General features: G+C 67.3%; 28 protein-coding genes. All 28 read right to left on the bottom strand.

What is annotated here, in order from left to right; genetic code table 11:
• Positions 1 to 12: 12 nt before the first annotated feature.
• The 28 genes from rplE to rpmG all read right to left on the bottom strand — a co-directional run bounded on the left by rplE (position 13) and on the right by rpmG (position 22,375).
• Complete coding sequence (gene rplE / locus FWJ67_RS04875) at positions 13 to 561, bottom strand: 50S ribosomal protein L5 (RefSeq protein WP_304171169.1); 549 nt, start codon at positions 559 to 561, stop codon at positions 13 to 15.
• Positions 562 to 588: 27 nt separating this feature from the next.
• Positions 589 to 921 (bottom strand): 50S ribosomal protein L24, encoded by a 333-nt coding sequence (rplX, locus tag FWJ67_RS04880; protein WP_304171171.1) that lies wholly within the window; start codon positions 919 to 921, stop codon positions 589 to 591.
• Positions 922 to 956: 35 nt separating this feature from the next.
• Positions 957 to 1,325, bottom strand: coding sequence for a 50S ribosomal protein L14 (rplN, locus tag FWJ67_RS04885; RefSeq protein WP_304171173.1), 369 nt, complete (start codon positions 1,323 to 1,325; stop codon positions 957 to 959).
• Positions 1,326 to 1,357: 32 nt separating this feature from the next.
• Positions 1,358 to 1,621 (bottom strand): 30S ribosomal protein S17, encoded by a 264-nt coding sequence (gene rpsQ / locus FWJ67_RS04890; protein WP_304171175.1) that lies wholly within the window; start codon positions 1,619 to 1,621, stop codon positions 1,358 to 1,360.
• 5 nt (positions 1,622 to 1,626) lie between these two features.
• Positions 1,627 to 1,866, bottom strand: coding sequence for a 50S ribosomal protein L29 (rpmC, locus tag FWJ67_RS04895; protein ID WP_304171177.1), 240 nt, complete (start codon positions 1,864 to 1,866; stop codon positions 1,627 to 1,629).
• A complete protein-coding gene (gene rplP / locus FWJ67_RS04900) occupies positions 1,863 to 2,291 on the bottom strand; it encodes a 50S ribosomal protein L16 (RefSeq protein WP_414482029.1) in 429 nt (142 codons plus the stop codon). Before rplP ends, rpmC begins: the two co-directional genes overlap by 4 nt.
• Positions 2,292 to 2,293: 2 nt before the next feature.
• A complete protein-coding gene (gene rpsC, locus FWJ67_RS04905) occupies positions 2,294 to 2,968 on the bottom strand; it encodes a 30S ribosomal protein S3 (protein ID WP_304171181.1) in 675 nt (224 codons plus the stop codon).
• A 12-nt stretch (positions 2,969 to 2,980) separates the two neighbouring features.
• Positions 2,981 to 3,316, bottom strand: a complete 336-nt coding sequence (gene rplV / locus FWJ67_RS04910; RefSeq protein ID WP_304171182.1) for a 50S ribosomal protein L22 — start codon at positions 3,314 to 3,316, stop codon at positions 2,981 to 2,983.
• 27 nt (positions 3,317 to 3,343) lie between these two features.
• Complete coding sequence (rpsS, locus tag FWJ67_RS04915) at positions 3,344 to 3,625, bottom strand: 30S ribosomal protein S19 (protein WP_304171184.1); 282 nt, start codon at positions 3,623 to 3,625, stop codon at positions 3,344 to 3,346.
• A gap of 24 nt (positions 3,626 to 3,649) precedes the next feature.
• On the bottom strand, positions 3,650 to 4,480 hold the full coding sequence (gene rplB, locus FWJ67_RS04920; RefSeq protein ID WP_414482604.1) for a 50S ribosomal protein L2: 831 nt from the start codon (positions 4,478 to 4,480) through the stop codon (positions 3,650 to 3,652).
• Between the two features lie 45 nt (positions 4,481 to 4,525).
• On the bottom strand, positions 4,526 to 4,810 hold the full coding sequence (gene rplW, locus FWJ67_RS04925) for a 50S ribosomal protein L23 (RefSeq protein WP_414482028.1): 285 nt from the start codon (positions 4,808 to 4,810) through the stop codon (positions 4,526 to 4,528).
• Positions 4,770 to 5,435, bottom strand: a complete 666-nt coding sequence (gene rplD / locus FWJ67_RS04930) for a 50S ribosomal protein L4 (protein ID WP_304171190.1) — start codon at positions 5,433 to 5,435, stop codon at positions 4,770 to 4,772. The genes rplW and rplD overlap by 41 nt, the downstream gene beginning before the upstream one ends.
• 34 nt (positions 5,436 to 5,469) lie before the next feature.
• On the bottom strand, positions 5,470 to 6,108 hold the full coding sequence (rplC, locus tag FWJ67_RS04935; RefSeq protein ID WP_304171192.1) for a 50S ribosomal protein L3: 639 nt from the start codon (positions 6,106 to 6,108) through the stop codon (positions 5,470 to 5,472).
• Between the two features lie 39 nt (positions 6,109 to 6,147).
• Positions 6,148 to 6,456, bottom strand: coding sequence for a 30S ribosomal protein S10 (gene rpsJ / locus FWJ67_RS04940; RefSeq protein WP_304171194.1), 309 nt, complete (start codon positions 6,454 to 6,456; stop codon positions 6,148 to 6,150).
• Between the two features lie 66 nt (positions 6,457 to 6,522).
• Positions 6,523 to 7,725 carry an elongation factor Tu gene (gene tuf, locus FWJ67_RS04945; protein WP_414482605.1) on the bottom strand — a complete coding sequence of 401 codons (1,203 nt, stop codon included), beginning with the start codon at positions 7,723 to 7,725 and terminating at the stop codon, positions 6,523 to 6,525.
• A gap of 65 nt (positions 7,726 to 7,790) precedes the next feature.
• Positions 7,791 to 9,863 (bottom strand): elongation factor G, encoded by a 2,073-nt coding sequence (gene fusA, locus FWJ67_RS04950; protein ID WP_414482606.1) that lies wholly within the window; start codon positions 9,861 to 9,863, stop codon positions 7,791 to 7,793.
• A gap of 27 nt (positions 9,864 to 9,890) precedes the next feature.
• Complete coding sequence (rpsG, locus tag FWJ67_RS04955; protein WP_304171521.1) at positions 9,891 to 10,364, bottom strand: 30S ribosomal protein S7; 474 nt, start codon at positions 10,362 to 10,364, stop codon at positions 9,891 to 9,893.
• Positions 10,365 to 10,401: 37 nt separating this feature from the next.
• The gene (gene rpsL / locus FWJ67_RS04960) at positions 10,402 to 10,815 is read right to left on the bottom strand and encodes a 30S ribosomal protein S12 (protein WP_304171519.1); all 414 of its coding nucleotides are present in this window, start codon (positions 10,813 to 10,815) and stop codon (positions 10,402 to 10,404) included.
• 39 nt (positions 10,816 to 10,854) lie between these two features.
• Positions 10,855 to 11,172, bottom strand: coding sequence for a ribosomal L7Ae/L30e/S12e/Gadd45 family protein (locus FWJ67_RS04965; RefSeq protein ID WP_304171517.1), 318 nt, complete (start codon positions 11,170 to 11,172; stop codon positions 10,855 to 10,857).
• A gap of 108 nt (positions 11,173 to 11,280) precedes the next feature.
• Positions 11,281 to 14,886 (bottom strand): DNA-directed RNA polymerase subunit beta', encoded by a 3,606-nt coding sequence (gene rpoC / locus FWJ67_RS04970; RefSeq protein ID WP_369686533.1) that lies wholly within the window; start codon positions 14,884 to 14,886, stop codon positions 11,281 to 11,283.
• Positions 14,887 to 14,954: 68 nt separating this feature from the next.
• Positions 14,955 to 18,635: a DNA-directed RNA polymerase subunit beta gene (gene rpoB / locus FWJ67_RS04975; protein ID WP_414482607.1), complete on the bottom strand. Its 3,681-nt coding sequence runs from the start codon at positions 18,633 to 18,635 to the stop codon at positions 14,955 to 14,957.
• A 347-nt stretch (positions 18,636 to 18,982) separates the two neighbouring features.
• Entirely contained in the window at positions 18,983 to 19,363 is a 381-nt protein-coding gene (rplL, locus tag FWJ67_RS04980) for a 50S ribosomal protein L7/L12 (RefSeq protein ID WP_369686534.1), read from the bottom strand.
• 84 nt (positions 19,364 to 19,447) lie between these two features.
• Positions 19,448 to 19,969, bottom strand: a complete 522-nt coding sequence (gene rplJ / locus FWJ67_RS04985) for a 50S ribosomal protein L10 (RefSeq protein ID WP_304171513.1) — start codon at positions 19,967 to 19,969, stop codon at positions 19,448 to 19,450.
• A 199-nt stretch (positions 19,970 to 20,168) separates the two neighbouring features.
• Complete coding sequence (gene rplA, locus FWJ67_RS04990) at positions 20,169 to 20,885, bottom strand: 50S ribosomal protein L1 (protein WP_304171511.1); 717 nt, start codon at positions 20,883 to 20,885, stop codon at positions 20,169 to 20,171.
• A 4-nt stretch (positions 20,886 to 20,889) separates the two neighbouring features.
• Positions 20,890 to 21,315, bottom strand: a complete 426-nt coding sequence (rplK, locus tag FWJ67_RS04995) for a 50S ribosomal protein L11 (RefSeq protein WP_414482346.1) — start codon at positions 21,313 to 21,315, stop codon at positions 20,890 to 20,892.
• Positions 21,316 to 21,333: 18 nt separating this feature from the next.
• Entirely contained in the window at positions 21,334 to 21,933 is a 600-nt protein-coding gene (nusG, locus tag FWJ67_RS05000; RefSeq protein ID WP_304171507.1) for a transcription termination/antitermination protein NusG, read from the bottom strand.
• 16 nt (positions 21,934 to 21,949) lie between these two features.
• Positions 21,950 to 22,183 carry a preprotein translocase subunit SecE gene (secE, locus tag FWJ67_RS05005; protein WP_304171505.1) on the bottom strand — a complete coding sequence of 78 codons (234 nt, stop codon included), beginning with the start codon at positions 22,181 to 22,183 and terminating at the stop codon, positions 21,950 to 21,952.
• Between the two features lie 42 nt (positions 22,184 to 22,225).
• Positions 22,226 to 22,375 (bottom strand): 50S ribosomal protein L33, encoded by a 150-nt coding sequence (rpmG, locus tag FWJ67_RS05010; RefSeq protein ID WP_304171503.1) that lies wholly within the window; start codon positions 22,373 to 22,375, stop codon positions 22,226 to 22,228.
• Between the last annotated feature and the right edge of the window lie 172 nt (positions 22,376 to 22,547).

Below are 22,547 nucleotides of genomic sequence, written 5' to 3' on the forward strand. Positions count from 1 at the left end.
CCCCGGTTTCCGCTACGCGGCCCGGTCCCGCATGGGGAAGCCCAGCAGCTTGAAGAGCTCCAGGGCCTCCTCATCGGTCTCGGCCGTGGTCACCACCGTGATGTCCAGACCCCGGATCCGATCGATGTCGTCATACCGGATCTCCGGGAAGATCAGCTGCTCGTTGACGCCCAGGGAGTAGTTGCCCCGCCCGTCGAAGCCGTTGGGCGACAGGCCCGAGAAGTCCCGAATCCGGGGCAGCGCGATATGGATCAGCTTGTCGACAAAGTCGTACATGCGCTGGCCCCGCAGGGTCACCTTGCACCCGATGGGCATCCCCGCACGGATCCGAAAGTTGGAGACGGACTTCTTCGCCCGGGTGATGGCGGGCTTCTGGCCCGAAATCATGGTCAGGTCACGGATGGCGCCTTCCAACGCCTTGGAGTCGTGGGCCGCCTCGCCCACGCCCATGTTGAGCACCACTTTGTACAGGCGGGGCACCTGCATGACGCTCGTGTACCCAAAGCGTTCCATCATCGCCGGGACCACTTGCTCCTGGTACAACTCCCGCAACCGGGACATGGCCTCACACCTCCCCGCTCGCGCCCGCTAGTCAATGGTCTTGCCGCAGTTCTTGCAGACCCGGACCACCTGCTCCCCCGACCGGTCCTTCCCATACCGGACCGCCTGGTTGCAGCTGGGGCAGACCAGCATCACGTTGGCCGCCTGGATGGGGGCCGGGCTCTCCACCACCCCGCCCTGGGGGTTGGTCCGGCTGGGGCGGGTGTGCCGCTTGATGAGACGCACGCCTTCCACCACCACCCGCCCCTCGCGGGGATAAACCTGCAAAACCTTGCCGCGCTTGCCCCGGTCGGCGCCCTTCCGAACCTCAACCAGGTCGCCTTTCCGCACGTGGACTTTGGCCCGTGCCTTGGTCGTCATGCGCTTCACCTCCCAGGTCCTGTCGCGACCGACCCTCAGAGCACCTCAGGCGCCAGGGAGACGATCCGCATGAAGTTCCGTTCCCGAAGCTCCCGGGCCACCGGCCCAAAGATTCGCGTGCCCCGGGGCATCTGCTGGTTGTCGATGATCACCGCAGCATTCTCGTCGAAGCGCAGGGTGGAGCCGTCCGGGCGCCGGATGGCGTGCTTGGTCCGCACGACCACGGCCTTCACCACATCGCCCTTCTTGACGAGCCCTCCCGGCGTCGCCTCCTTCACCGAGGCCACGATCACATCGCCGACGCCCGCGTACCTCCGACGGGAACCCCCCAGGACGCGAATGCACAGGAGTTTCTTCGCGCCCGAGTTGTCCGCAACGTTCAACACCGTCTCCTGCTGCACCATGCCGCCCTACCTCCCGGGCCCTAGACTCGGCCTTACCGCGCCCGCTCCAGGATCTCAACCACGCGCCACCGCTTCTCCTTGCTCAGCGGGCGGGTCTCCATGATCCGGACGCGATCCCCTTCGCGGCAGGCATTGGTCTCATCGTGGGCCTTGAAGCGCTTGCTGAGGCGCATCCGCTTCCCGTAGAGGGGATGGCGCACCTCCCGCTCCACCAGCACAACCACCGTCTTGTCCATCTTGTCCGAGACGACGATGCCCTCCCGGACCTTCCGCCGCCCTCGGGTCTGCTCCGCCATCGGAGTCACCCCCTCCTCCGCCGGGACGCCCGCTTCGTCCGGCTTGTCGGCTGCTCCGCCAGCTCCCGCTCCCGCATGACCGTCCGCACCCGGGCGATATCCCGCCGGACGGCCCGCAGGCGCATGGGGTTGTCGAGCTGCCCGGTGGCCATCTGGAACCGGAGGTTGAAAAGCTCCTCCTTCAGGTCGGCCACCTTCTGAGCCAGCTCCTCCGACGTCAGATCCCGCAGCTCCTCAGCCTTCACCGCGCCTCACCACCCAGTCCCGGCCGGGCGACCACCTGGGTCTTGATGGGGAGCTTGTGGGCCGCCAGGCGCAGGGCCTCCCGGGCCACGTCCTCCGACACCCCGGCCACCTCAAAGAGCACCCGGCCCGGGCGAACCACGGCCACCCAGTACTCGGGATTGCCCTTCCCGCTGCCCATGCGGACCTCGGCGGGCTTCTTGGTCACTGGCTTGTCGGGGAAGATCTTGATCCAGACCTTCCCGCCCCGCCGCATGTGCCGGGTCATGGCGACACGGGCCGCCTCAATCTGGGTGTTGGTGATCCAGGCGGGCTCCAGGGCCTGCAGGCCGTAATCGCCCATGGTCACCGTGTTGCCCCGCCGCGCCATGCCCCTCATGCGGCCACGCTGCACCTTCCGGTACTTCACCCGCTTGGGCATCAACACCGTTACTCGCCCCCTTCGGCCGCGTGCGCCTCCTGGCGGGCCGGCCGTTCAGGAAGAACCTCGCCCTTGTAGATCCAGACCTTCACGCCGATCCGCCCGTAGGTGGTCTGAGCCTCGGCGAACCCGTAGTCCACGTCGGCCCGGAGCGTGTGCAGGGGGATGGACCCCTCGGCGCTCCACTCGGTCCGGGCGATCTCCGCGCCGCCCAAGCGGCCCGCGACCATCACCCGGATCCCCAGGGCCCCCATGCGCATGGTGCGCTGCTGGGCCTGACGGATCGCCCGCCGGAACGCCACCCGGCGCTCCAGCTGGAAGGCCACGTTCTCGGCGACGAGCTGGGCGTCCAGCTCAGGGATCTTGATCTCCACAATGTTGATCTGCATCTGCTTGCCCGTCTGGGCTTCCAGCATGGTGCGAAGCCTTTCGACCTCCGCGCCGCCCTTGCCGATGACCATGCCAGGCCGGGCCGTGCGGATGGTGACCTTCACCCGGTTGGCCGCGCGCTCGATGTCGATCCGGGACACACCCGCCCGATAGAACCGCTCCTTGATCAGCTTCCGGATGAAGAGATCCTCGTGGAGCGTGTCCGCAAAGGAGCGCTTATCGGCGTACCAGTTGCTCTGCCAATCCTTGATGATGCCCAGGCGAAGGCCGTACGGGTGCACCTTCTGACCCACGGCAAAACCCCCTCACCGCTTCTCCGAGACCACCACCGTGATGTGGCTGGTCCGCTTCCGAATCCGGTGCGCCATCCCCCGGGCCCGCGGCCGGATCCGCTTGAGGGTTGGACCCTCATCGACATAGGCCTGGCTGACCACGAGGCGGCGGCGGTCCAAGTTCAGGTTGTTCTCGGCGTTGGCCACGGCCGAACGCAAGACCTTTGCGAAGAGGGCAGCCGCCTTCTTGGGCGTGAAGCGCAAGATGGCCTCCGCCTCCTGAACCGAACGGCCCCGGATCAGGTTCGCGGCCAAGCGCGCCTTATAGGGCGAAATCCGCTGATACCGTGCCGTTGCCCGTGCTTCCACCCTCATCCCCTCCTCGACGCGGGGAGCCTACCGCATCCTCGCCGAGCGCTCAGACCCAGCGTGCCCCCGGAAGGTCCGGGTCGGCGCGAACTCGCCCAACTTGTGGCCCACCATGTCCTCGGTGATGTAAACCGGCACGTGCCGCCGCCCGTCGTGGACGGCGATGGTGTGGCCGACCATCTCCGGGAAGATGGTGGAATCCCGGGACCAGGTCTTGATGACCTGCTTCTTGCCCGTCTCGTTCATCTGCTGAATCTTCTTCAGGAGGCTCGGGTGAGCGTATGGCCCCTTCTTCAGCGACCGGCCCATTCAGGCTCCCCTCCTCTCATGCTCTCAGCGCTTCCGCCGGCGGATGATCAGGCGATCCGACGGCTTGTTGCGCTTCCGCGTCTTCACCCCGAGGGCGGGCTTGCCCCAGGGCGTCCTGGGCGTCGGCATCCCGATGGGCGCCTTGCCCTCGCCACCGCCGTGCGGGTGATCGACGGGGTTCATGGAGAGGCCGCGCTGGCGTGGCCGCCGGCCCAGCCACCGCTTCCGACCGGCCTTCCCAATGACCTCGTTCTCATGCTCCACATTGCCGACCTGACCGATGGTGGCCCGGCACTCCCAGTGGACCATCCGCATCTCGCCCGAGGGGAGACGGAGGGTCGCGTAGGGCTCCTCCTTGGCCACCAGCTGCGCGCTGGTCCCGGCCGCCCGGGCCAGCTGGCCGCCCTTGCCGATGTGGAGCTCCACATTGTGGACCACGGCCCCCACGGGAATGTACCGGAGGGGCAGCGCGTTCCCCACGCGGATGTCCGCGTTGGGGCCCGACATGACCGTCTGGCCCACCTCCAGGCCCAGGGGCGCGAGGATGTACCGCTTCTCCCCATCCGCGTAGTGGAGCAGCGCGATCCGGGCGGACCGGTTGGGATCGTACTCGATGGCGACCACCTTGGCGGGCACGCCGTCCTTATCCCGGCGGAAGTCAATAAAGCGGTACCGCCGCTTGTGGCCGCCCCCCCGGAAGCGCAGGGTGATCCGGCCTGTCGCGTTCCGGCCGCCGGAGGACGACTTCCCCCGGACCAAAGAGCGCTCGGGGCGGCTCTTGGTAATCTCGTCGAAGTTTTGCCCGATCATCTGCCGCCGCCCGGGTGTGATCGGCTTGTACTTCTTGACCGGCATGGCAGCGCCCCCTCCTCCTCCTCAGGCCTCACGCGCCTTGGAACCTTACAGACCCTCGATGATGGGGATCCGGTCGCCCTCCCGTAGGGTGACAACCGCCTTCTTCCACTCGGGCGTGCGGCCTTCGGTCCGGCCCCGCCGGCGGACCTTCCCCGGGACCCTGCTGGTGTTCACCTTCACCACTTTGACGTTGAAGATCTGCTCAATGGCCTGCTTGATCTGCGTCTTGGTGGCCCGGAGGTCGACCTCGAAGGTGTATTGGTTGGCTTCCATGGCGCCGGTGGTCTTCTCAGTCACCACTGGCCGTTTGATGACGTCGTGCGGATCCATCGGGCCCGAACACCTCCTCCACCTTCTTCACCGCATCCTGGGTGATGACGATGCGGGTGCAGTCCAACACCTCGTAGGTGTTCAAGCAGGACGCGACCACGGTGCGCACACCCGGCAGGTTCCGGGCCGCCCGCCGCAACTCTGGATCGGGCTCGGCGGTGACCAGCAGGGGCTTCCGCCCTGCCTGGAGCCGCTCCAGCACCTGGGCGACCACCTTCGTCTTGTACTCAGGCAGCTCCAGCCGGTCCACCACCAGCAGCTCGCCGTCCCGCAGCTTGGCCGAAAGAGCACTCCGGAGCGCCTGCCTTCTGGCCTTCTTGGGCATCCGCAGCCGCCAGTCCCGGGGCTTGGGCCCGAAGACCACGCCACCGCCCCGCCAGAGGGGCGACCGGATACTCCCGTGCCTGGCCCGCCCCAAACCCTTCTGCCGCCAGGGCTTCCGGCCCCCGCCCCGAACCTCGCCACGGGTCTTGGTGGACGCGGTCCCTGCCCGGCGGTTGGCCAGGTAGACCCGCACCGCCTGGTGCATAAGGGCGTGGTTGACGGGCGCGCCGAAGACGTCGTCCAACAGGTCTGCCTCGCCCACCACCTGGCCGTTCACGTCGTATACGTCGACCTTCGGCATCGTCCATCCTCCTCAGTGCTGGGACCCGCGCGCCTCAGCGAGCCCGCACCGACTCCCTGATGAGCAAGAGGCCCCGACGCGGCCCAGGCACCGCGCCCTTGACCACCAGCAGGTTGCGCTCGGGGTCCACCTGCATGACCTGGAGCGACTGGACGGTCCGCCGCTTGCCCCCCATGCGCCCGGGCATCTTCCGGCCCTTGAAGACCCGGGCCGGCCCCGTCGCGTTCAGCGCCCCGACCCGCCGGTGGTACATGGAGCCATGGCTCATGGGACCCCTGGCGAAGTTCCAGCGCTTGATAACGCCGGCAAACCCCTTCCCCTTGGTGATCCCGGTGACATCCACCCGGTCACCCACCTGGAAAATGTCCGCCCGAACCTCCGCGCCGACCTCCAGGGTGTCCAGACCCTTCCCTTCCTCCGTCCGGAACTCCCGCAGCACCCTCGGCACGGGGACGCCGGCCTTCTGGGCATGCCCCGCCTCGGCCTTGGTCACCCGGTTGGGCCGGGCCTCCTCAAAGCCCAACTGCACGGCGCGGTACTGGTGCTTCTCTGGGGTCCGCTTGGCCACAACCCAGCAGGGGCCGGCCTCGATGACGGTGACGGCCACCGCCCTGCCTGCTTCGTCGAACATCTGGGTCATGCCCAGTTTCCGCCCCAGAATGCCCCGAGACATCTCGCGCCCTCCTTCCTTTCCAGCTCAACGCCCTGCCGGTCAGACCTTGATCTCGATGTCGACCCCCGCCGGCAGGTCGAGCCGCATGAGCGCGTCGACGGTCTTGGAGGTTGGCTCCAAAATGTCGATCAGCCGCTTATGGGTCCGCATCTCGAACTGCTCGCGCGAATCCTTGTGAACGTGCGGCGAGCGCAGCACGGTGAAGACCGTCCGCTCGGTCGGCAAGGGCACCGGCCCAGACACCAGGGCCCCGGTCCGTCGAGCCGTCTCCACAATCTGCTCGGCCGAGCCGTCAAGCAGCCTGTGGTCGAAGGCCTTCAGCCGGATCCGGATCCGTTGCTTGGCCATCTTTCCACCTCCCCGGGAGCTAGCTCCCGGCATGCCCGGCCCCGCCGAGGCGGCGGGGCCGGAGCCTCACCCCAGGATCTTGGTGACGACCCCCGCACCGACGGTGCGGCCACCCTCCCGGATGGCGAAGCGCATGCCTTCCTCCATGGCGACGGGCGTGATCAGCTCGCACGTCAACCGCACGTTGTCGCCAGGCATCACCATCTCAACGCCCTCCGGAAGATCCACCACGCCCGTCACGTCCGTCGTCCGAAGGTAGAACTGAGGACGGTACCCCTTGAAGAACGGCGTGTGACGACCGCCCTCCTCCTTGGACAGCACGTACACCTCGGCCTCGAACTTGGTGTGCGGCGTGATCGACCCGGGCTTGGCCAAAACCTGGCCCCGCTCGATCTCATCCCGGTCCACGCCGCGCAGCAGCACACCAATGTTGTCCCCGGCCTCGGCCTGGTCCAGCAGCTTCCGGAACATCTCCACGCCCGTCGCCACCGTCTTGCGCGTCTGATCCGTCAGGCCGACGATCTCCACCTCGTCGCCCACCTTGATCGTCCCGCGCTCCACCCGACCCGTCGCCACCGTCCCACGACCCGTGATGCTGAACACGTCCTCCACGGGCATCAGGAACGGCTTCTCGTTGTCACGCTGCGGCGTCGGAATGTACTCGTCCACCGCCTTCATCAACTCGCCCAGCTTCTCGCACCACGGCCCCGGAGACCCCGCCTCCAGCTCCTCCAATGCCTTCAGCGCCGAACCCGAAATCACCGGAATCTCGTCCCCGGGGAACTCGTACTCGTTCAACAGATCCCGAACCTCAACCTCCACCAGCTCCATCAGCTCGGGATCGTCCACCATGTCCGCCTTGTTCAGGAAGACCACGATCGCAGGAACACCCACCTGACGCGCCAGGAGAATGTGCTCCCGGGTCTGCGGCATCGGTCCGTCCGCAGCGCTCACCACCAGAATCGCCCCGTCCATCTGGGCCGCTCCCGTGATCATGTTCTTCACGTAGTCCGCGTGCCCAGGGCAGTCCACGTGCGCATAGTGCCGCGCATCCGTCTCGTACTCCACGTGCGACGTGTTGATGGTGATCCCGCGCTCCCGCTCCTCAGGAGCGTTGTCGATCTCCTCGAACTTCCGCCGCTCCGCCTTCCCCTGATGCGCCAGATACGCCGTGATCGCTGCCGTCAGCGTCGTCTTCCCGTGGTCCACGTGCCCGATGGTCCCCACGTTCACGTGCGGCTTGGTCCGCTCGAACTTCTGCTTCGCCATCCCCTGCGACCTCCTTGCATCCCGGCCTACCGGCCGGCAGACTCACCTCTTTGGTTCCTTGCCTGTTAGGCCTTTTGCTCGACGATGGCCTGCTCCAGATGCTCAGGCACCGGAGCGTACCGCTCGAACTGCATGGTGTAGGTGGCCCGCCCCTGGGTCATGGAGCGCAGGTCCGTCGCGTAGCCGAACATCTCGGCCAGGGGCACGATGGCCCGGACCACCTGCGCATTCCCCCGGGGGGCCATCCCCTCAATACGACCCCGCCGAGCGTTCAGGTCGCCCATGACGTCGCCCAAGAACTCCTCCGGCGTCACCACTTCCACCCTCATCAGCGGCTCCAACAGGATGGGCGACGCCTTCTTGGCCGCCTCCCGGAAGCCGATGGAGGCGGCGATGCGGAAGGCCTGCTCCGAGGAGTCAACCTCGTGGTAGGACCCGTCCACCAGCCGCACCCGCACATCGACGACCGGATAGCCGGCCAGCACGCCGGAGGACATAGCTTCCTTCACCCCGGCTTCGACGGCCGGGATGTACTCCTTGGGGACCACACCGCCGACGATCTTGTTCTCGAAGACGAACCCTTCGCCAGGCTCCGCCGGCTCCACCTCCAAGACCACGTGGCCGTACTGGCCGTGACCGCCGGTCTGCCGGATGAACTTGCCCTCCTGGCGGACCGCCTTGCGGATGGTCTCCCGGTACGCCACCTGGGGCCGGCCCACGTTGGCGTTGACGTGGAACTCCCGCAACAGCCGGTCGACCAGAACCTCCAGGTGGAGCTCGCCCATGCCCCGGATGATGGTCTGGCCCGTCTCCTCGTCGTAGGAGACATGGAAAGTCGGGTCTTCCTCGGCCAGGCGCTGGAGGGCCAACCCGAGCTTGTCCTGATCGGCCCGGGTCTTGGGCTCGATGGCCTGAGCGATAACCGGCTCAGGGAAGGTGAGCTGCTCCAGCACGATGGGGTGATCGGGATCGCACAGGCTGTCGCCGGTGGAAACGTCCTTGAGGCCCACACAGGCGACAATATCCCCTGCGTACGCCGCCTCCAGCTCCTCCCGGTGGTTGGCGTGCATCCGCAGGACCCGCCCGATCCGCTCCTTGCGGCCCTTGCTGCTGTTGTAGACGTAGCTGCCGGCCTGGAGGACGCCGCTGTACACCCGCACGTACGCCAGCTTCCCCACGTAGGGATCCGCCGCGATCTTGAACGCCAGCGCGGTCAGCGGCTCATCGTCGGCGGGGCGCCGGCTCTCCTCCTCCTCGGTCCGGGGGTTCTGCCCCGTCACCGGCGGCAGATCCACGGGCGAGGGGAGGTAGTAGGTGATGGCATCCAGGAGGAGCTGGACGCCCTTGTTCTTGAAGGAGGAGCCGCAGAGCACCGGCACCAGCTGGTTGGCCAGGCAGGCCGCCCGCAGGGCCCGCCGCAGCTCGTCCGGACTGATCTCCTCGCCCTCCAGGTACTTGGCCATCAGCTCATCGTCGAACTCGACGATGGCCTCGATCATCTCCTGCCGGGCCAACTCCACCTCCTCGCGCATGGCCTCGGGGATCTCTGTGGACTCCGCCCGGGTCCCCAGGTCGTCCAGGTAGTGGATGGCCCGGTTCTCGATCAGGTCGACAATCCCGCTAAACTGATCCTCCGCCCCAATGGGAAGCTGGATGGGCACTACATTGGCCCCCAGGCGCTCCCGCATGGAGGCGACGGCCGCCCGGAAGTCGGCGCCGACCCGGTCCATCTTGTTGACGTAGGCGATGCGGGGCACCTGGTACTTGTCCGCCTGGCGCCAGACGGTCTCCGACTGGGGCTCCACGCCCGCCACGGCGTCAAAGACGGCCACAGCCCCATCGAGCACCCGCAACGAGCGCTCAACCTCCACCGTGAAGTCCACGTGGCCGGGCGTATCAATGATGTTGATGGTGCAATCCCGCCACTGGCACGTCGTGGCGGCCGCGGTGATGGTGATCCCCCGCTCCCGCTCCTGGACCATCCAGTCCATGGTGGCGGCGCCCTCGTGGGTCTCGCCCATCTTGTGGATCCGGCCCGCGTAGAAAAGGATCCGCTCGGTGGTGGTCGTCTTGCCCGCGTCGATGTGGGCCATGATCCCTATATTTCGGATCTGCTCAATGGGAGCTGGTCGTCCCAAAGGATGCTCCTCCTCGTCCTGCAAAACCTACCAACGATAATGGGCAAAGGCCCGGTTGGCTTCTGCCATGCGGTGGGTCTCCTCCCGCTTGCGGACCGCACCGCCCTGGCCGTTGGCCGCGTCCAGAATCTCCCGCGCCAGCTTCTGATCCATCGTCCGGGCGTCCCCACGCAGCCGGGCGTATTGGACCAGCCAGCGGAGCCCCAGGCTCAGACGGCGGCTGGGCCGGACCTCCAGCGGAACCTGGTAGGTGGCGCCGCCCACCCGGCGGGGCCGCACCTCCAGGAGGGGCTGGACATTCTTCAAAGCCTCTTCCAGCACTTCCAGGGGATCCCGGCCCGACTTCTCCCGGACGATCTCCAGCGCGCTGTAGACAATCCGCTCGGCCAACGCCTTCTTGCCCGAGATCATCACCTTGTTGATCAGGCGCGCCACCAGCTCACTGTTGTAGACCAGGTCGGGCTGAATCTCTCGCGGTGGCACCGGACCGCGCCGCGGCATGGCCTTCCCTCCTTACCCCAAGCTCCTTCCGTGGCCCTCACTTGGGCCGCTTGGCCCCGTACTTGGAACGCCCCTGGCGCCGATCGGCCACCCCCGCCGCGTCCAGGGCTCCCCGGATGATGTGGTACCGCACCCCCGGCAGGTCCTTGACCCGGCCCCCGCGGACCAGAACCACCGAGTGCTCCTGCAGGTTGTGGCCCTCACCCGGGATGTACGCGGTCACCTCAATCTGATTGCTGAGGCGAACCCGGGCCACCTTGCGCAGCGCGGAGTTGGGCTTCTTCGGGGTTACCGTGAAGACACGCGTGCAAACGCCGCGCTTTTGGGGCGATCCCTTGGTCGCCACCGTGGCCCCGGTGCGGCTGTTGTACACGTAGCGGAGCGCAGGAGCCGACACCCGGCCGCGCGCGCTCCGGCGTGGCTTGCGAATCAGCTGGTTGATGGTCGGCATCCGCTAGACACCTCCTCACGCCGGTCTGACGCGCACAACTCACCCGATCACCGAAGCGGTCGCGGCGCCCACATCGATCCCGCAGCAGCGCCCCAGATCGGCCATCGATGGGACCCGGATCACCTTCAGGTTCCGCTCCCGGCACAACTCCAGGATGGGCCGGATCACCTGGGGGTCCGCATCGTCAGCGATCAGGACCAGCTTGGGGTTCTCCTGCTTGATCGCCTTCAGCGTCTGCTTGGTCCCGACCGTCCGGCGACGAGCAGCGCGAAAACACCGTTCAATCGCCGCAAGGTCCGGTGGATCCGGGCTTTGCACGCACTCGGGTATTGTAGCACCCTCACTACCGGCTGTCAACTGGAGCTCCTCCTTGCCTGTCACCGTCTTCCTCGGTGGGATGGACCTGGGCCCAGCGGTGGTGCCCCTGGGCCCAGGTCGTTCCCCAAGACCTCCCGCCGCTCCCCGTTAAGCCCGCTCCTGCACCGGGGCGTCCGCCGCGCCGTCCCGGGAGGTGGTGACCCCCGTGGTGACCCCCAGCAGGGGCCCCATGGCACTGGGAACGGCCTCCTTGGACTCCTTGGGATCCCGCAGGCTTTCCGCCACAGGCTCCGCATCCTCCCGCGGGGTCACCTTCAGCTTCCGGTACCGGGGCAGGCCCGTTCCGGCAGGGATGAGCTTGCCGATGAGCACGTTCTCCTTCAGGCCCACCAGCGGGTCCACCTTCCCCTTGATGGCGGCGTCGGTCAGGACCCGGGTGGTCTCCTGGAAGGAGGCGGCCGAGAGGAAGCTCTCGGTGGCCAAAGAGGCCTTGGTGATCCCCAGCAGGGTGGGTTTGGCCACCGCCGGCCGCAGGCCCGCGGCCTCCACCCGGCGGTTTTCCTCCTCAAACTCGTGCTTGTCGTAGAGCCCGCCGGGGAGCAGCTCCGTGTCGCCGGGATCCTCCACCTTCACCTTCCGCATCATCTGGCGGACGATGATCTCGATGTGCTTGTCGTTGATGTCCACACCCTGGGAACGGTAGACGTTCTGGACCTCCCGCACCAGGTACTGCTGGACCGCCCGCACCCCCTGGATGGCCAGGATGTCGTGGGGGTTGATGGAGCCCTCGGTGAGCGGCGTCCCCGCCTCCACCCGCTGGCCCTCCCGGACCTTCAGCCGGGAGCCGAAGGGCACGGTGTAGCTCTTCTGGTGGCCGTCGTCGGAGGTGATGATCACCTTCCGCACGCCCCGGGACTCGTCGATGTGGACCGTCCCGGCGATCTCGCTGATCTTGGCCTCGCCCTTGGGCTTGCGGGCCTCGAAGAGCTCCTCCACCCGGGGCAGGCCGGAGGTGATGTCCTCGCCGGCGATGCCGCCAGTGTGGAAGGTCCGCATGGTCAGCTGGGTCCCCGGCTCACCGATGGACTGGGCGGCGATGACGCCCACCGCCTCGCCCACCTCCACCAGCTCGCCCGTCGCCAGGTTCCGCCCGTAGCAGCGGACACAGACCCCCTGGCGGGTCTGGCAGGTGAGGACCGAGCGGATGACCACCGACTCCACGCCCACCTCTTCGATGTAGGTGGCCAGCTCCTCGTCGATGAGCTGGTTCTCGTCGGCGATCCGCTCGCCCGTCTCCGGGTGGAAGACGGGCTCGGCCAGCACCCGGCCCGTAATCCGCTCCCGCAAGGGCAGGTCGTCGTCGTCCTCGCTGGGCCGGCGGATCTCGATGCCCTGGGTGGTCCCGCAGTCCTCCTCCCGGACGATCACGTCCTGGGCCACGTCCACCAGGCGCCGGGTGAGGTACCCCGAGTCGGCCGTCCGGAGCGCGGTGTCGGCCAGGCCCTTGCGGGTACCGTGGGTCGAGATGAAGTACTCCAGCACCGTGAGCCCCTCGCGGAAGTTGGCCTTGATGGGGATCTCAATGGTCCGGCCCCGCGGGTCGGCCACCAGGCCCCGCATGCCCGCCAGCTGCGACAGCTGGGACTCGTTCCCCCGGGCCCCGGAGATGGCCATCATGTACACCGGGTTGAGGGGGTCCATGTGCTTCAGCATGGCCTGGGTGACCTTCTCCTTGGTCTCCGTCCAGATCCGCACCACCTGCTGGTACCGCTCCTCCGCGGTGAGCAGCCCCCGGCGGTGCTGGAGCTCGATCTTCTCCACCTGCTCCTCGGCCTGGCGGATCAGCTCATCCTTCTCAGGCGGCACGGAGATGTCGTTGATCCCCACCGTGGTCCCCGAGACGGTGGCGTAGTGGAAGCCCAGGGCCTTGATGCGGTCCAGGACCTCCGCGGTCTTGGTGTTGCCGAACCGCCGGTAGAGCCGGTCCACCAGCCGGCCAAGCTCCTTCCGGTCCACGGTGCCGTTGAAGAAGCCCATCTCCGGCGGCAGCACCTCGTTGAAGAAGATCCGGCCCGCGGTCGTCTCCCGCCGCACCCAGGTGCCGTCGGGCTCCTGCATCCGGACGGTGATGGGCGCGTGCAGGTCCAGATCGCCCGCGTCGTAGGCCAGCCGGACCTCCTCGGGGCTGGCGAAGGCCCGCCCTGCGCCCTTCAGCGGCTGATCCTTCCGGGCCGAGGGGTCCAGGGTGAGGTAGTAGCAGCCGATGACCATGTCCTGGGTGGGCGTGGTCACCGGGCGGCCGCTGGCCGGCAGGAGCATGTTGTGGACCGAAAGCATCAACAGCCGGGCCTCGGCCTGGGCCTCCGCCGACAGGGGGACGTGGACCGCCATCTGGTCCCCGTCGAAGTCGGCGTTGTAGGCCGCGCAGACCAGGGGGTGGATCTTGATGGCCCGGCCCTCGACCAGGACGGGCTCGAAGGCCTGGATCCCCAGCCGGTGGAGGGTGGGCGCCCGGTTGAGGAGGACCGGATGCTCCTTGATCACCTCTTCGAGGACGTCCCAGACCTCAGGCCGCTGCCGCTCCACCGCCCGCTTGGCGCTCTTGATGTTGTGCGCGTAGCCCAGGTCCACCAGCCGCTTCATGACAAAGGGCTTGAAGAGCTCCAGGGCCATCTCCTTGGGCAGGCCGCACTGGTGGAGCTTCAGCTCGGGCCCCACCACGATGACCGACCGGCCCGAGTAGTCCACCCGCTTGCCCAGGAGGTTCTGGCGGAACCGGCCCTGCTTCCCCTTGAGCATGTCCGACAGGGACTTGAGGGGGCGGTTCCCCGGCCCCGTGACGGGCCGCCCGCGGCGGCCGTTGTCGATGAGCGCGTCGACCGCCTCCTGGAGCATCCGCTTCTCGTTCCGCACGATGATGTCCGGCGCGCCCAGCTCCAGGAGCCGCTTCAAGCGGTTGTTCCGGTTGATCACCCGGCGGTAGAGGTCGTTCAGGTCGGAGGTGGCGAACCGCCCGCCGTCCAGCTGGACCATGGGCCGCAGCTCCGGCGGGATGACCGGAATCACCTCCAGGATCATCCACTCGGGCCGGTTCCCCGACTTGCGGAAGGCCTCGGCCACCTCCAGGCGGCGGATCGCCCGCAGCCGGCGCTGGCCACTGGTGGAGGCGATCTCCTTCCGCAGCTCCTCGCAGAGCTGGTCCAGGTCGATCTCCTCCAGGAGCTTCTTGATCGCCTCCGCACCCATCCCCGCCTCGAAGGCGTTCCCGTACTTCTCCCGGTACTCCCGGTACTCAGCCTCGGACAAGAGTTGCTTCTTGGTCAGGGGCGTGTCGCCCGGGTGGATGACGATGTAGGCGGCAAAGTAGAGCACCTTTTCGAGGGTCCGGGGCGAGAGGTCGAGGATCAACCCCATCCGGGACGGGATCCCCTTGAAGAACCAGATGTGGGAGACGGGCGCGGCCAGCTCGATGTGCCCCATCCGCTCCCGGCGGACCTTGGCCCGGGTGACCTCCACGCCGCACCGGTCGCAGACGATCCCCCGGTACCGGACCTTCTTGTACTTGCCGCAGTGGCACTCCCAGTCCTTGGTCGGGCCGAAGATCTTCTCGCAGAAGAGCCCTTCCCGCTCGGGCTTCAGGGTCCGGTAGTTGATGGTCTCGGGCTTCTTCACCTCGCCCGACGACCAGGCCCGAATCTGCTCGGGAGAGGCCAACCCGATCTGGATCCGGTCGAAGTTGTTCACATCAAGCACGCGGATTCCCCCTCCGAAGGTCCCCTACCACCAACCGCTGCCCTCGGGGCGCACGCCCGGCCCCGAGCTTACGCCCGTCGCCGGCTCTCGGCATCATCCTCCTCATCCTCCAGGCCGTCCGCCTGGCCGTAGAGCTCCGCCAGCTCTTCGGGCGTGACCAGAGGCTGGGTGTCATCCAGCTCGTCGTCCTCGGCCAGGAAGAGGGCATCGGGTTCCTCCTCGGCCTCGTCGGCCTCCTCGGGCTCCTCCTCGTCCGCCGGCTCGCCGTCGGCCTCGCCCTCGGAGCCAGCCTGGGCCGCCGTCTTGCCGCCCTCCTCCCGGTCGTCCTCCCGGCCCTGGATGTCGATCCCCAGCTCCCGGGCCATCTCGGAGATGTCCTCCTCTTCCTCGCGGATCTCGATGACCTGGGAATCCTCGGTCAGGACCCGCACATCCAGACAGAGGCTCTGGAGCTCCTTGATGAGCACCTTGAAGGCCTCGGGCGCCCCCGGTTCGGGGATGTTCTCGCCCTTGACGATGGCTTCGTAGGTCTTCACCCGGCCGACCACGTCGTCGGACTTGACGGTCAGCAGCTCCTGGAGGGTGTACGCGGCCCCGTACGCCTCCAGGGCCCAAACCTCCATCTCGCCGAAACGCTGGCCGCCGAACTGGGCCTTGCCGCCCAGAGGCTGCTGGGTGACCAAGGAGTAGGGGCCCGTCGACCGGGCGTGGATCTTGTCGTCGACCAGGTGGGCCAGCTTCAGCATGTAGGTGTAGCCCACCGTCACCGGCCGGTCGAAGAGCTCGCCCGTCCGCCCGTCCCGGAGCCACGCCTTCCCGTCGGGGCTGACGCCCGCCTTCTCGAGCTGCTCCAGCACCTCATGCTCCGTCGCGCCGTCGAAGACGGGGGTGGCCACGTAAATCCCCATGGCTTTGGCCGCGAGGCCCAGGCTGGTCTCCAGCACCTGCCCGATGTTCATCCGGGAGGGGACACCCAAGGGGTTGAGGACCAGCTCGATGGGGGTCCCGTCGGGCAGGAAGGGCATATCCTCCTCGGGCAGGATGCGGGCCACCACGCCCTTGTTGCCGTGCCGCCCGGCCATCTTGTCGCCCTCGGAGATCTTCCGCTTGCGAGCCACGTAGACCCGGACCATCTTGTTGACGCCCGGGGCCAGCTCGTCGTTCGCCTCCCGGTCGAAGACCTTCACGTCGACGACGACGCCGCCCTCACCGTGGGGCACCCGCAGGGAGGTGTCCCGGACCTCCCGGGCCTTCTCCCCGAAGATGGCCCGGAGGAGGCGCTCTTCCGCCGTCAGCTCCGTCTCGCCCTTGGGCGTCACCTTCCCCACCAGGATGTCGCCCGGCCGGACCTCGGCCCCGATGCGGATGATGCCCCGCTCGTCCAGGTTCTTCAGGGCGTCGTCCCCCACGTTGGGGATGTCCCGGGTGATCTCCTCGGGCCCCAGCTTGGTATCCCGGGCCTGGCACTCGTACTCCTCGATGTGGATGGAGGTGAAGACGTCTTCCTTCACCAGCTTCTCGCTGATGAGGATGGCGTCCTCAAAGTTGTAGCCCTCCCAGGGCATGTACGCCACCAGGACGTTCTTCCCCAGGGCCAGCTCGCCCTGATCGGTGGAGGGCCCGTCGGCGATCACCTGGCCCGCCTCCACCCGGTCGCCCCGGCGGACCAAAGGCTTTTGGTTGAAGCAGGTCCCCTGGTTGGACCGCTCGAACTTCCGGAGCCGGTAGTGGTCCTCCTGGCCGTCATCGGTCCGGACCACGATCTCCGTGGAACTCACCCGGGTGACCACGCCCGGCCGCTCGGCCAAGACCACCACACCCGAGTCGACGGCCGCCTTGTACTCCATCCCCGTCCCCACCAGGGGCGCCTCTGTCCGTAGCAGGGGTACCGCCTGCCGCTGCATGTTGGCGCCCATCAGGGCCCGGGAGGCATCGTCGTTCTCCAGGAAGGGGATGAGCGCCGCGGCCACGCTCACCATCTGCTTGGGCGAGACGTCCATGAAGTCCACCTTCTCCCGCGGCACGATGCGGATCTGGTCCTTCCAGCGGGCGGAGACCCGCTCGTTGACCAGGGTTCCGTCCTCAGCCACAGGCTCGTTGGCCTGCGCGATGACGTAGTTGTCCTCCTCGTCCGCGGTGAGGTAGACGATCTCGTCGGTGACCCGGCCGTCCTCCACCTTCCGGTACGGCGTCTCAATGAAGCCGTACTCGTTGATGCGCGCGTAGGTGGCGAGGGAGCCGATGAGGCCGATGTTGGGCCCTTCGGGCGTCTCGATGGGGCACATCCGGCCGTAGTGGGAGTGGTGGACGTCCCGCACCTCGTACCCCGCCCGTTCCCGGGAGAGCCCGCCGGGGCCCAGGGCCGACAGGCGCCGCTTGTGGGTCAGCTCCGCCAGGGGATTGGTCTGGTCCATGAACTGGGAGAGCTGGGACGAGCCGAAGAACTCCTTGATGGCCGCCACCACCGGCCGGATGTTGATGAGGGCCTGGGGCGTGATGATGTCCACGTCCTGGATGGTCATCCGCTCCCGCACCACCCGCTCCATCCTGGACAGGCCGATGCGGAACTGGTTCTGCAGGAGCTCGCCCACCGACTTGAGGCGCCGGTTCCCCAGGTGGTCGATGTCGTCGATGGTGCCCACGCCCTGCATCAGGTTGACGATGTACCCCACGGTGGCCACCAGGTCCCCCTGGGTGAGCACCTTCTCATCGGGCCCGGGCTGGCCGTTGCCCAGAACCCGGACCACGTGGCCCTCCTCGTTCTCGATCTCCACGTAAGGCAGGTTCCGCTGCTCGATCTGCTCGGCCAGCTTCCGGGTCACCACCGTGCCCGCCTCGGCCAGAAGCTCGCCCGTCTCGGGGTCGATGACGGCGCTGGCCAGGGGTCGGTTGAGGATCCGGGGCAGGAGCCGCAGCTTCTTGTTCACCTTGTACCGCCCGACCCCCGCCAGGTCGTACCGCTTGGGGTCGCTGAAGAGGGTGTGGAAGAGGGTGCGGGCGTTCTCCTCGGTGGGCGGCTCGCCGGGCCGGAGGCGCTTGTAGACCTCCACCAGGGCGTCCATCTGGGAGCTGGTGTTGTCCCGCTCCAGGGTGGCCCGAATGGGCTCGGCATCCCGGTACGTCTCCAGGATCTGCCCGTCGGTCTCCAGGCCCATGGCCCGCAAAAGGACGGTGGCGGGGAGCTTCCGCGTCCGGTCCACCTTCACATAGATGGTATGGGACGCGTCGGTCTCAAACTCGAGCCAGGCCCCCCGGTTGGGGATGATGCTGGCGGTGTAGATGGGCCGCCCGTTGTTGTCCACCTCCTTGCCGAAGTAGACGCCGGGCGACCGGACCAGCTGGCTGACGATCACCCGTTCGGCCCCGTTGATGATGAAGGTGCCGTTCTCGGTCATGAGCGGGAAGTCGCCCATGAAGACCTCCTGCTCCTTGACCTCGCCCGTCTCCTTGTTGATGAGCCGCACCTTCACCTTCAGAGGCACATTGTAGGTGGCGTCCCGGTGCTTGCACTCCTCGACGGTGTACTTGGGCTCGCCCAGGTTGTAGTCCACAAACTCCAGGACCAGGTTGCCGGTGAAGTCCTGGATCGGCGAGATGTCCCGGAAGGTCTCCAGCAGGCCCTCCCGGAGGAACCACTCGAAGGACTTCCGCTGGATTTCAATGAGGTTGGGCATCTCCAGGACTTCCCGGATCTTGCCGAAGCTGACTCGCTGCCGCCTAGGCGCCGCCGCCTTGATTTCCACCGCCAATCGCGCTCACCTCGTTTTGAAATCTGCGCGCAGCAAGGAAGGAAGGACCAAGCAGTTCGAGAAGGATAACAGCGGCAAGGGAAGAAGGTGACCGTACGAGACAAGGAACCCCTCCCCCCTCACCGGAGACGAGAGGCTAGGGACTGGGCCAGCCAGTAGGGTCCAACCTGATCGGTGAGAATATGCACGCCTCGAAAGAACTGAGATCGCCTCGCCCGCGTCCGCACGTACCGACACCTTGGTACTCTAGCATGCCGATACGCAGCTTGTCAAGGCTTTCCTGACGCGGCAAGCGGGCGCCAGGCCCGTCAGAGCGCGCCTGGCACCCGCTCGCTGGGGCGACTTCCTTACTTGATCTGGACCGTCGCGCCGACCTCTTCCAGCTTGCTCTTGATCTCCTCGGCCTGCTCCTTGGTGACGCCCTCCTTGACCGGCTTGGGCGCCGAATCGACCAGGTCCTTGGCCTCCTTGAGGCCCAGGCCGGTGATCTCCCGGACCACCTTGATCACCTGGATCTTCTTGTCCCCGGCCGCCTCCAGGATCACGTCGAACTCGGTCTTCTCCTCCTCGGCCGCCTCAGCGCCACCGGCCGCCACCGCCGGGCCGGCCGCGACCGCCACGGGAGCCGCCGCGCTGACGCCGAACTTCTCCTCCAAGGCCTTGACCAGCTCGGCCAGTTCCAGCACGGTCATGTTGCCAATCGCTTCAAGGATTTCGTCCTTGCTCAGAGCCATCACCCTGGCCTCCTCTCAACCTCATTCAAGACTCCATCCCAAAGGCTCAGACCGCCCGCGGTTGGGCGGACCGCCACCTTACGCCGCCTCCCGCTGCCGCCGGAGCGCGTCCAGCGCGTACACCAGCGCCCGCGGGACCCCGCTGAGCACCCCGACCAGCCCGTACAGCGGCCCCTGGAGGCCCCGCAGCACCTGGGCCAGGAGCTCCTCCCGGCTCGGCAGCTGGGCCAGCTGCTGAACGCCCGCGGCGGTCAAGGGGGCCCCGTTCAGCACCCCGCCCTTGATCTCCAGTTGCTTCTGCTGGCGGCTGAACTGGTCCAGGATCTTGGCGGGCGCCACAGGATCGTCGTACCCGAAGGCGAGGACCGTCGGCCCTTCCAGGTAGGCCTTCAGCGCCTCCACCTGGGCCTGATCGGCCGCCAGGCGGGCCAGGGTGTTCTTGACCACCTTGAGCTCCGCCCCCGCCTCCCGCATCCGCTTGCGCAGGTCGGTCATCTCCTTGACGGTCAGGCCCCGGTAATCGGCGGCCAGGACCGCCTGCGCCCGCTGGAAGCGCTCGGCCAGCGCCTCCACTTGGGCCACCTTCTCCGGTCTTGGCACACTCCTCCCCCCTTTCACGCGACAACCGCCGGCTGGAACAGCCGGCGGCGCGGGGGACGCGCCCTCCCGGGACGCGTCAACAGACCAAACCTCGATCCCCTGCCTCGGTCGGCGGATCGGCCGATCCATTAAGCCCTGCCGGGCACCGGCTGTCTACGGCAGTCTCTTCTCTTGTGGGTGGAACCCAGCCGCACCGGGCCTAAGAGGCCCGGGACTGGACGAAGTTCATCACTTCCGCGGGCGAAAGCTTGATCCCGGGGCTCATGGTGGTGGAGAGGGCCACCTTCCGGAGGTACTGCCCCTTGGCCGCGGCCGGCCTCGCCCGGATAATGGCATCCAGGACGGCCCGCAGGTTCTCCCGGAGCTGCTCCTCGGTGAAGGAGACCTTCCCGATGGGGACGTGGATGCCTCCCTCCTTGTTGACCCGGAACTCCACCTTCCCCGCCTTGATCTCCCGCACCGCCCGGCCCACATCCATGGTGACCGTGCCCGACTTGGGGTTGGGCATCAGGCCCCGGGGCCCCAGGATCCGCCCAAGCCGACCTACCACACCCATGACGTCCGGCGTCGCCACGGCCACATCGAAGTCCAGCTGGCCCGCCTGCACCTGCTCAGCCAGGTCTTCCAGACCCACCAGATCGGCGCCAGCCTCCCGGGCTTCCTGGGCCTTCTCGCCCTTGGCAAAGACGGCCACCCGAACCTCCCGCCCGGTGCCGTGGGGAAGGACCACGGTGCCCCGCACCTGCTGGTCCGCGTGCCGGGGATCGACCCCCAGCTTCAGCGCGAGCTCCACCGTCTCCTCGAAGCGCGCGGAGGCCATACGCTTCACGAGGCTAATGGCCTCGTCAGCGCTGTAAGCCTTCTGAGGGTCGTACAACTCCAGCAGCTTTAGGTACCGCTTGCCCCGCCGTGCCATAAACCTACCCCTCCACCACCAGGCCCATGCTCCGGGCCGTCCCTTCGATGATGCGCATGGCCGCCTCGATGTCGTTGGCGTTCAGGTCGGGCATCTTGGTCTCCGCGATCTCCCGGATCTGCGCCCTGGTGACCGTGCCGACCTTCTCCCGGTTGGGCACCCCGGACCCCTTCTCCAAGCCCGCGGCCTGCTTGAGGAGGACGGCCGCCGGCGGGGTCTTGGTGATGAAGCTGAAGGACCGATCGGCGTAAATGGTGATCTCGACCGGGATGATCATCCCTGCCTGGGCCGCCGTCCGGGCATTGAACGCCTTGCAAAAGTCCATAATGTTGATCCCGTGAGGGCCCAAGGCAGTGCCCACGGGCGGCGCCGGGGTCGCTTTGCCAGCCGGGATCTGAATCTTTACCATCGCGATGACTTTCTTGGCCACCCAACGCTCACCCTTGCATCACAGAGTCTTCTCGACCTGGTGGAACTCCAGCTCGACGGGGGTCTCCCGGCCGAACATGGAGACGATCACCCGCAGCTTGCCCCGCTCCAGGTTGACCTCGTCGATCACGCCGGTGAAGTTGACGAACGGACCCGAAACCACCCGCACGGGATCACCCACATCGAAGGCCACCTTGGGCCGGGCCTCCTCCTCCTCCATGCCGTGGAGGATGGCCCGCACCTCAGCCTCATCCAACGGGATGGGCCGGTTGCCGCTGCCCACAAAGCCCGTGACCCCCGGCGTGTTCCGGACCACATACCAGGAGTCGTCCTGCATGATCATCTCCACCAGCACGTAGCCGGGGAAGATCTTGCGGGTCACGATCCGCTTCTTGCCGTCCCGGAAGTCGATCTCTTCCTCGGTGGGGATGAGGACCCGGAAGATCTTGTCCTGCATCCCCATCGACTCCACCCGGCGCTCGAGATTGGTCTTGACCTTGTTCTCGTAGCCGGAATAGGTGTGGACGACGTACCAGGCCCGGCCATCATCCGGGCGTTCGGGCTGGGTCTCACCGCCGGTTTCGTCAGCCTCCGGCAAATCCATCTCAGGCTCCGGCATCAGACCCACCCCTTTCTCAGAGAATGCCCGTCACACGGATCAGCTGCGAGATCACAAGGTCCGCCAGCATGATGAAAAGGGCCGCGGAAACGACCACCACCAGGACGACCGCTGTGTACGCCGTCAACTCCCGCCGGTTCGGCCAGGCGATCTTGCGCGCCTCAGCGCGCACCTCCCGCAGGTACTGGCCCAATCGCCGGACCCATCCCTGCCGAGCCGCCACCTTCCCGGCCCTGTCTGTCGCCGCCACGGTGCTCACATCCCATCCGTTGCTCGCGCCCGGCCGAAAGCATCAGCGAGTCTCGCGGTGCGCAGTATGTCGCCGGCAGACGGGGCAATACTTGCTGAGCTCCAGGCGATCGGGGTCGTTGGTCTTGTTCTTGCTGGTACGGTAGTTCCGGCCACCGCACTCGGTGCACTCCAAAGTGATACCAACCCTCACCCATGCCACCTCCCCGCCTGGCCGCGCAGGCACCTTTTGACTGTAGCACAGCGCCCCGTCAGTGTCAACCGGACGGCCTCTGCCTGGCAGGGCGGCGCCCGCCCCCGATCAACCTGCGATCTTGGTGACGACCCCCGCACCGACGGTGCGGCCACCCTCCCGGATGGCGAAG

The sequence above is a fragment of the Limnochorda sp. genome (assembly GCF_047459355.1).
GTDB lineage: Bacteria > Bacillota > Limnochordia > Limnochordales > Limnochordaceae > Limnochorda.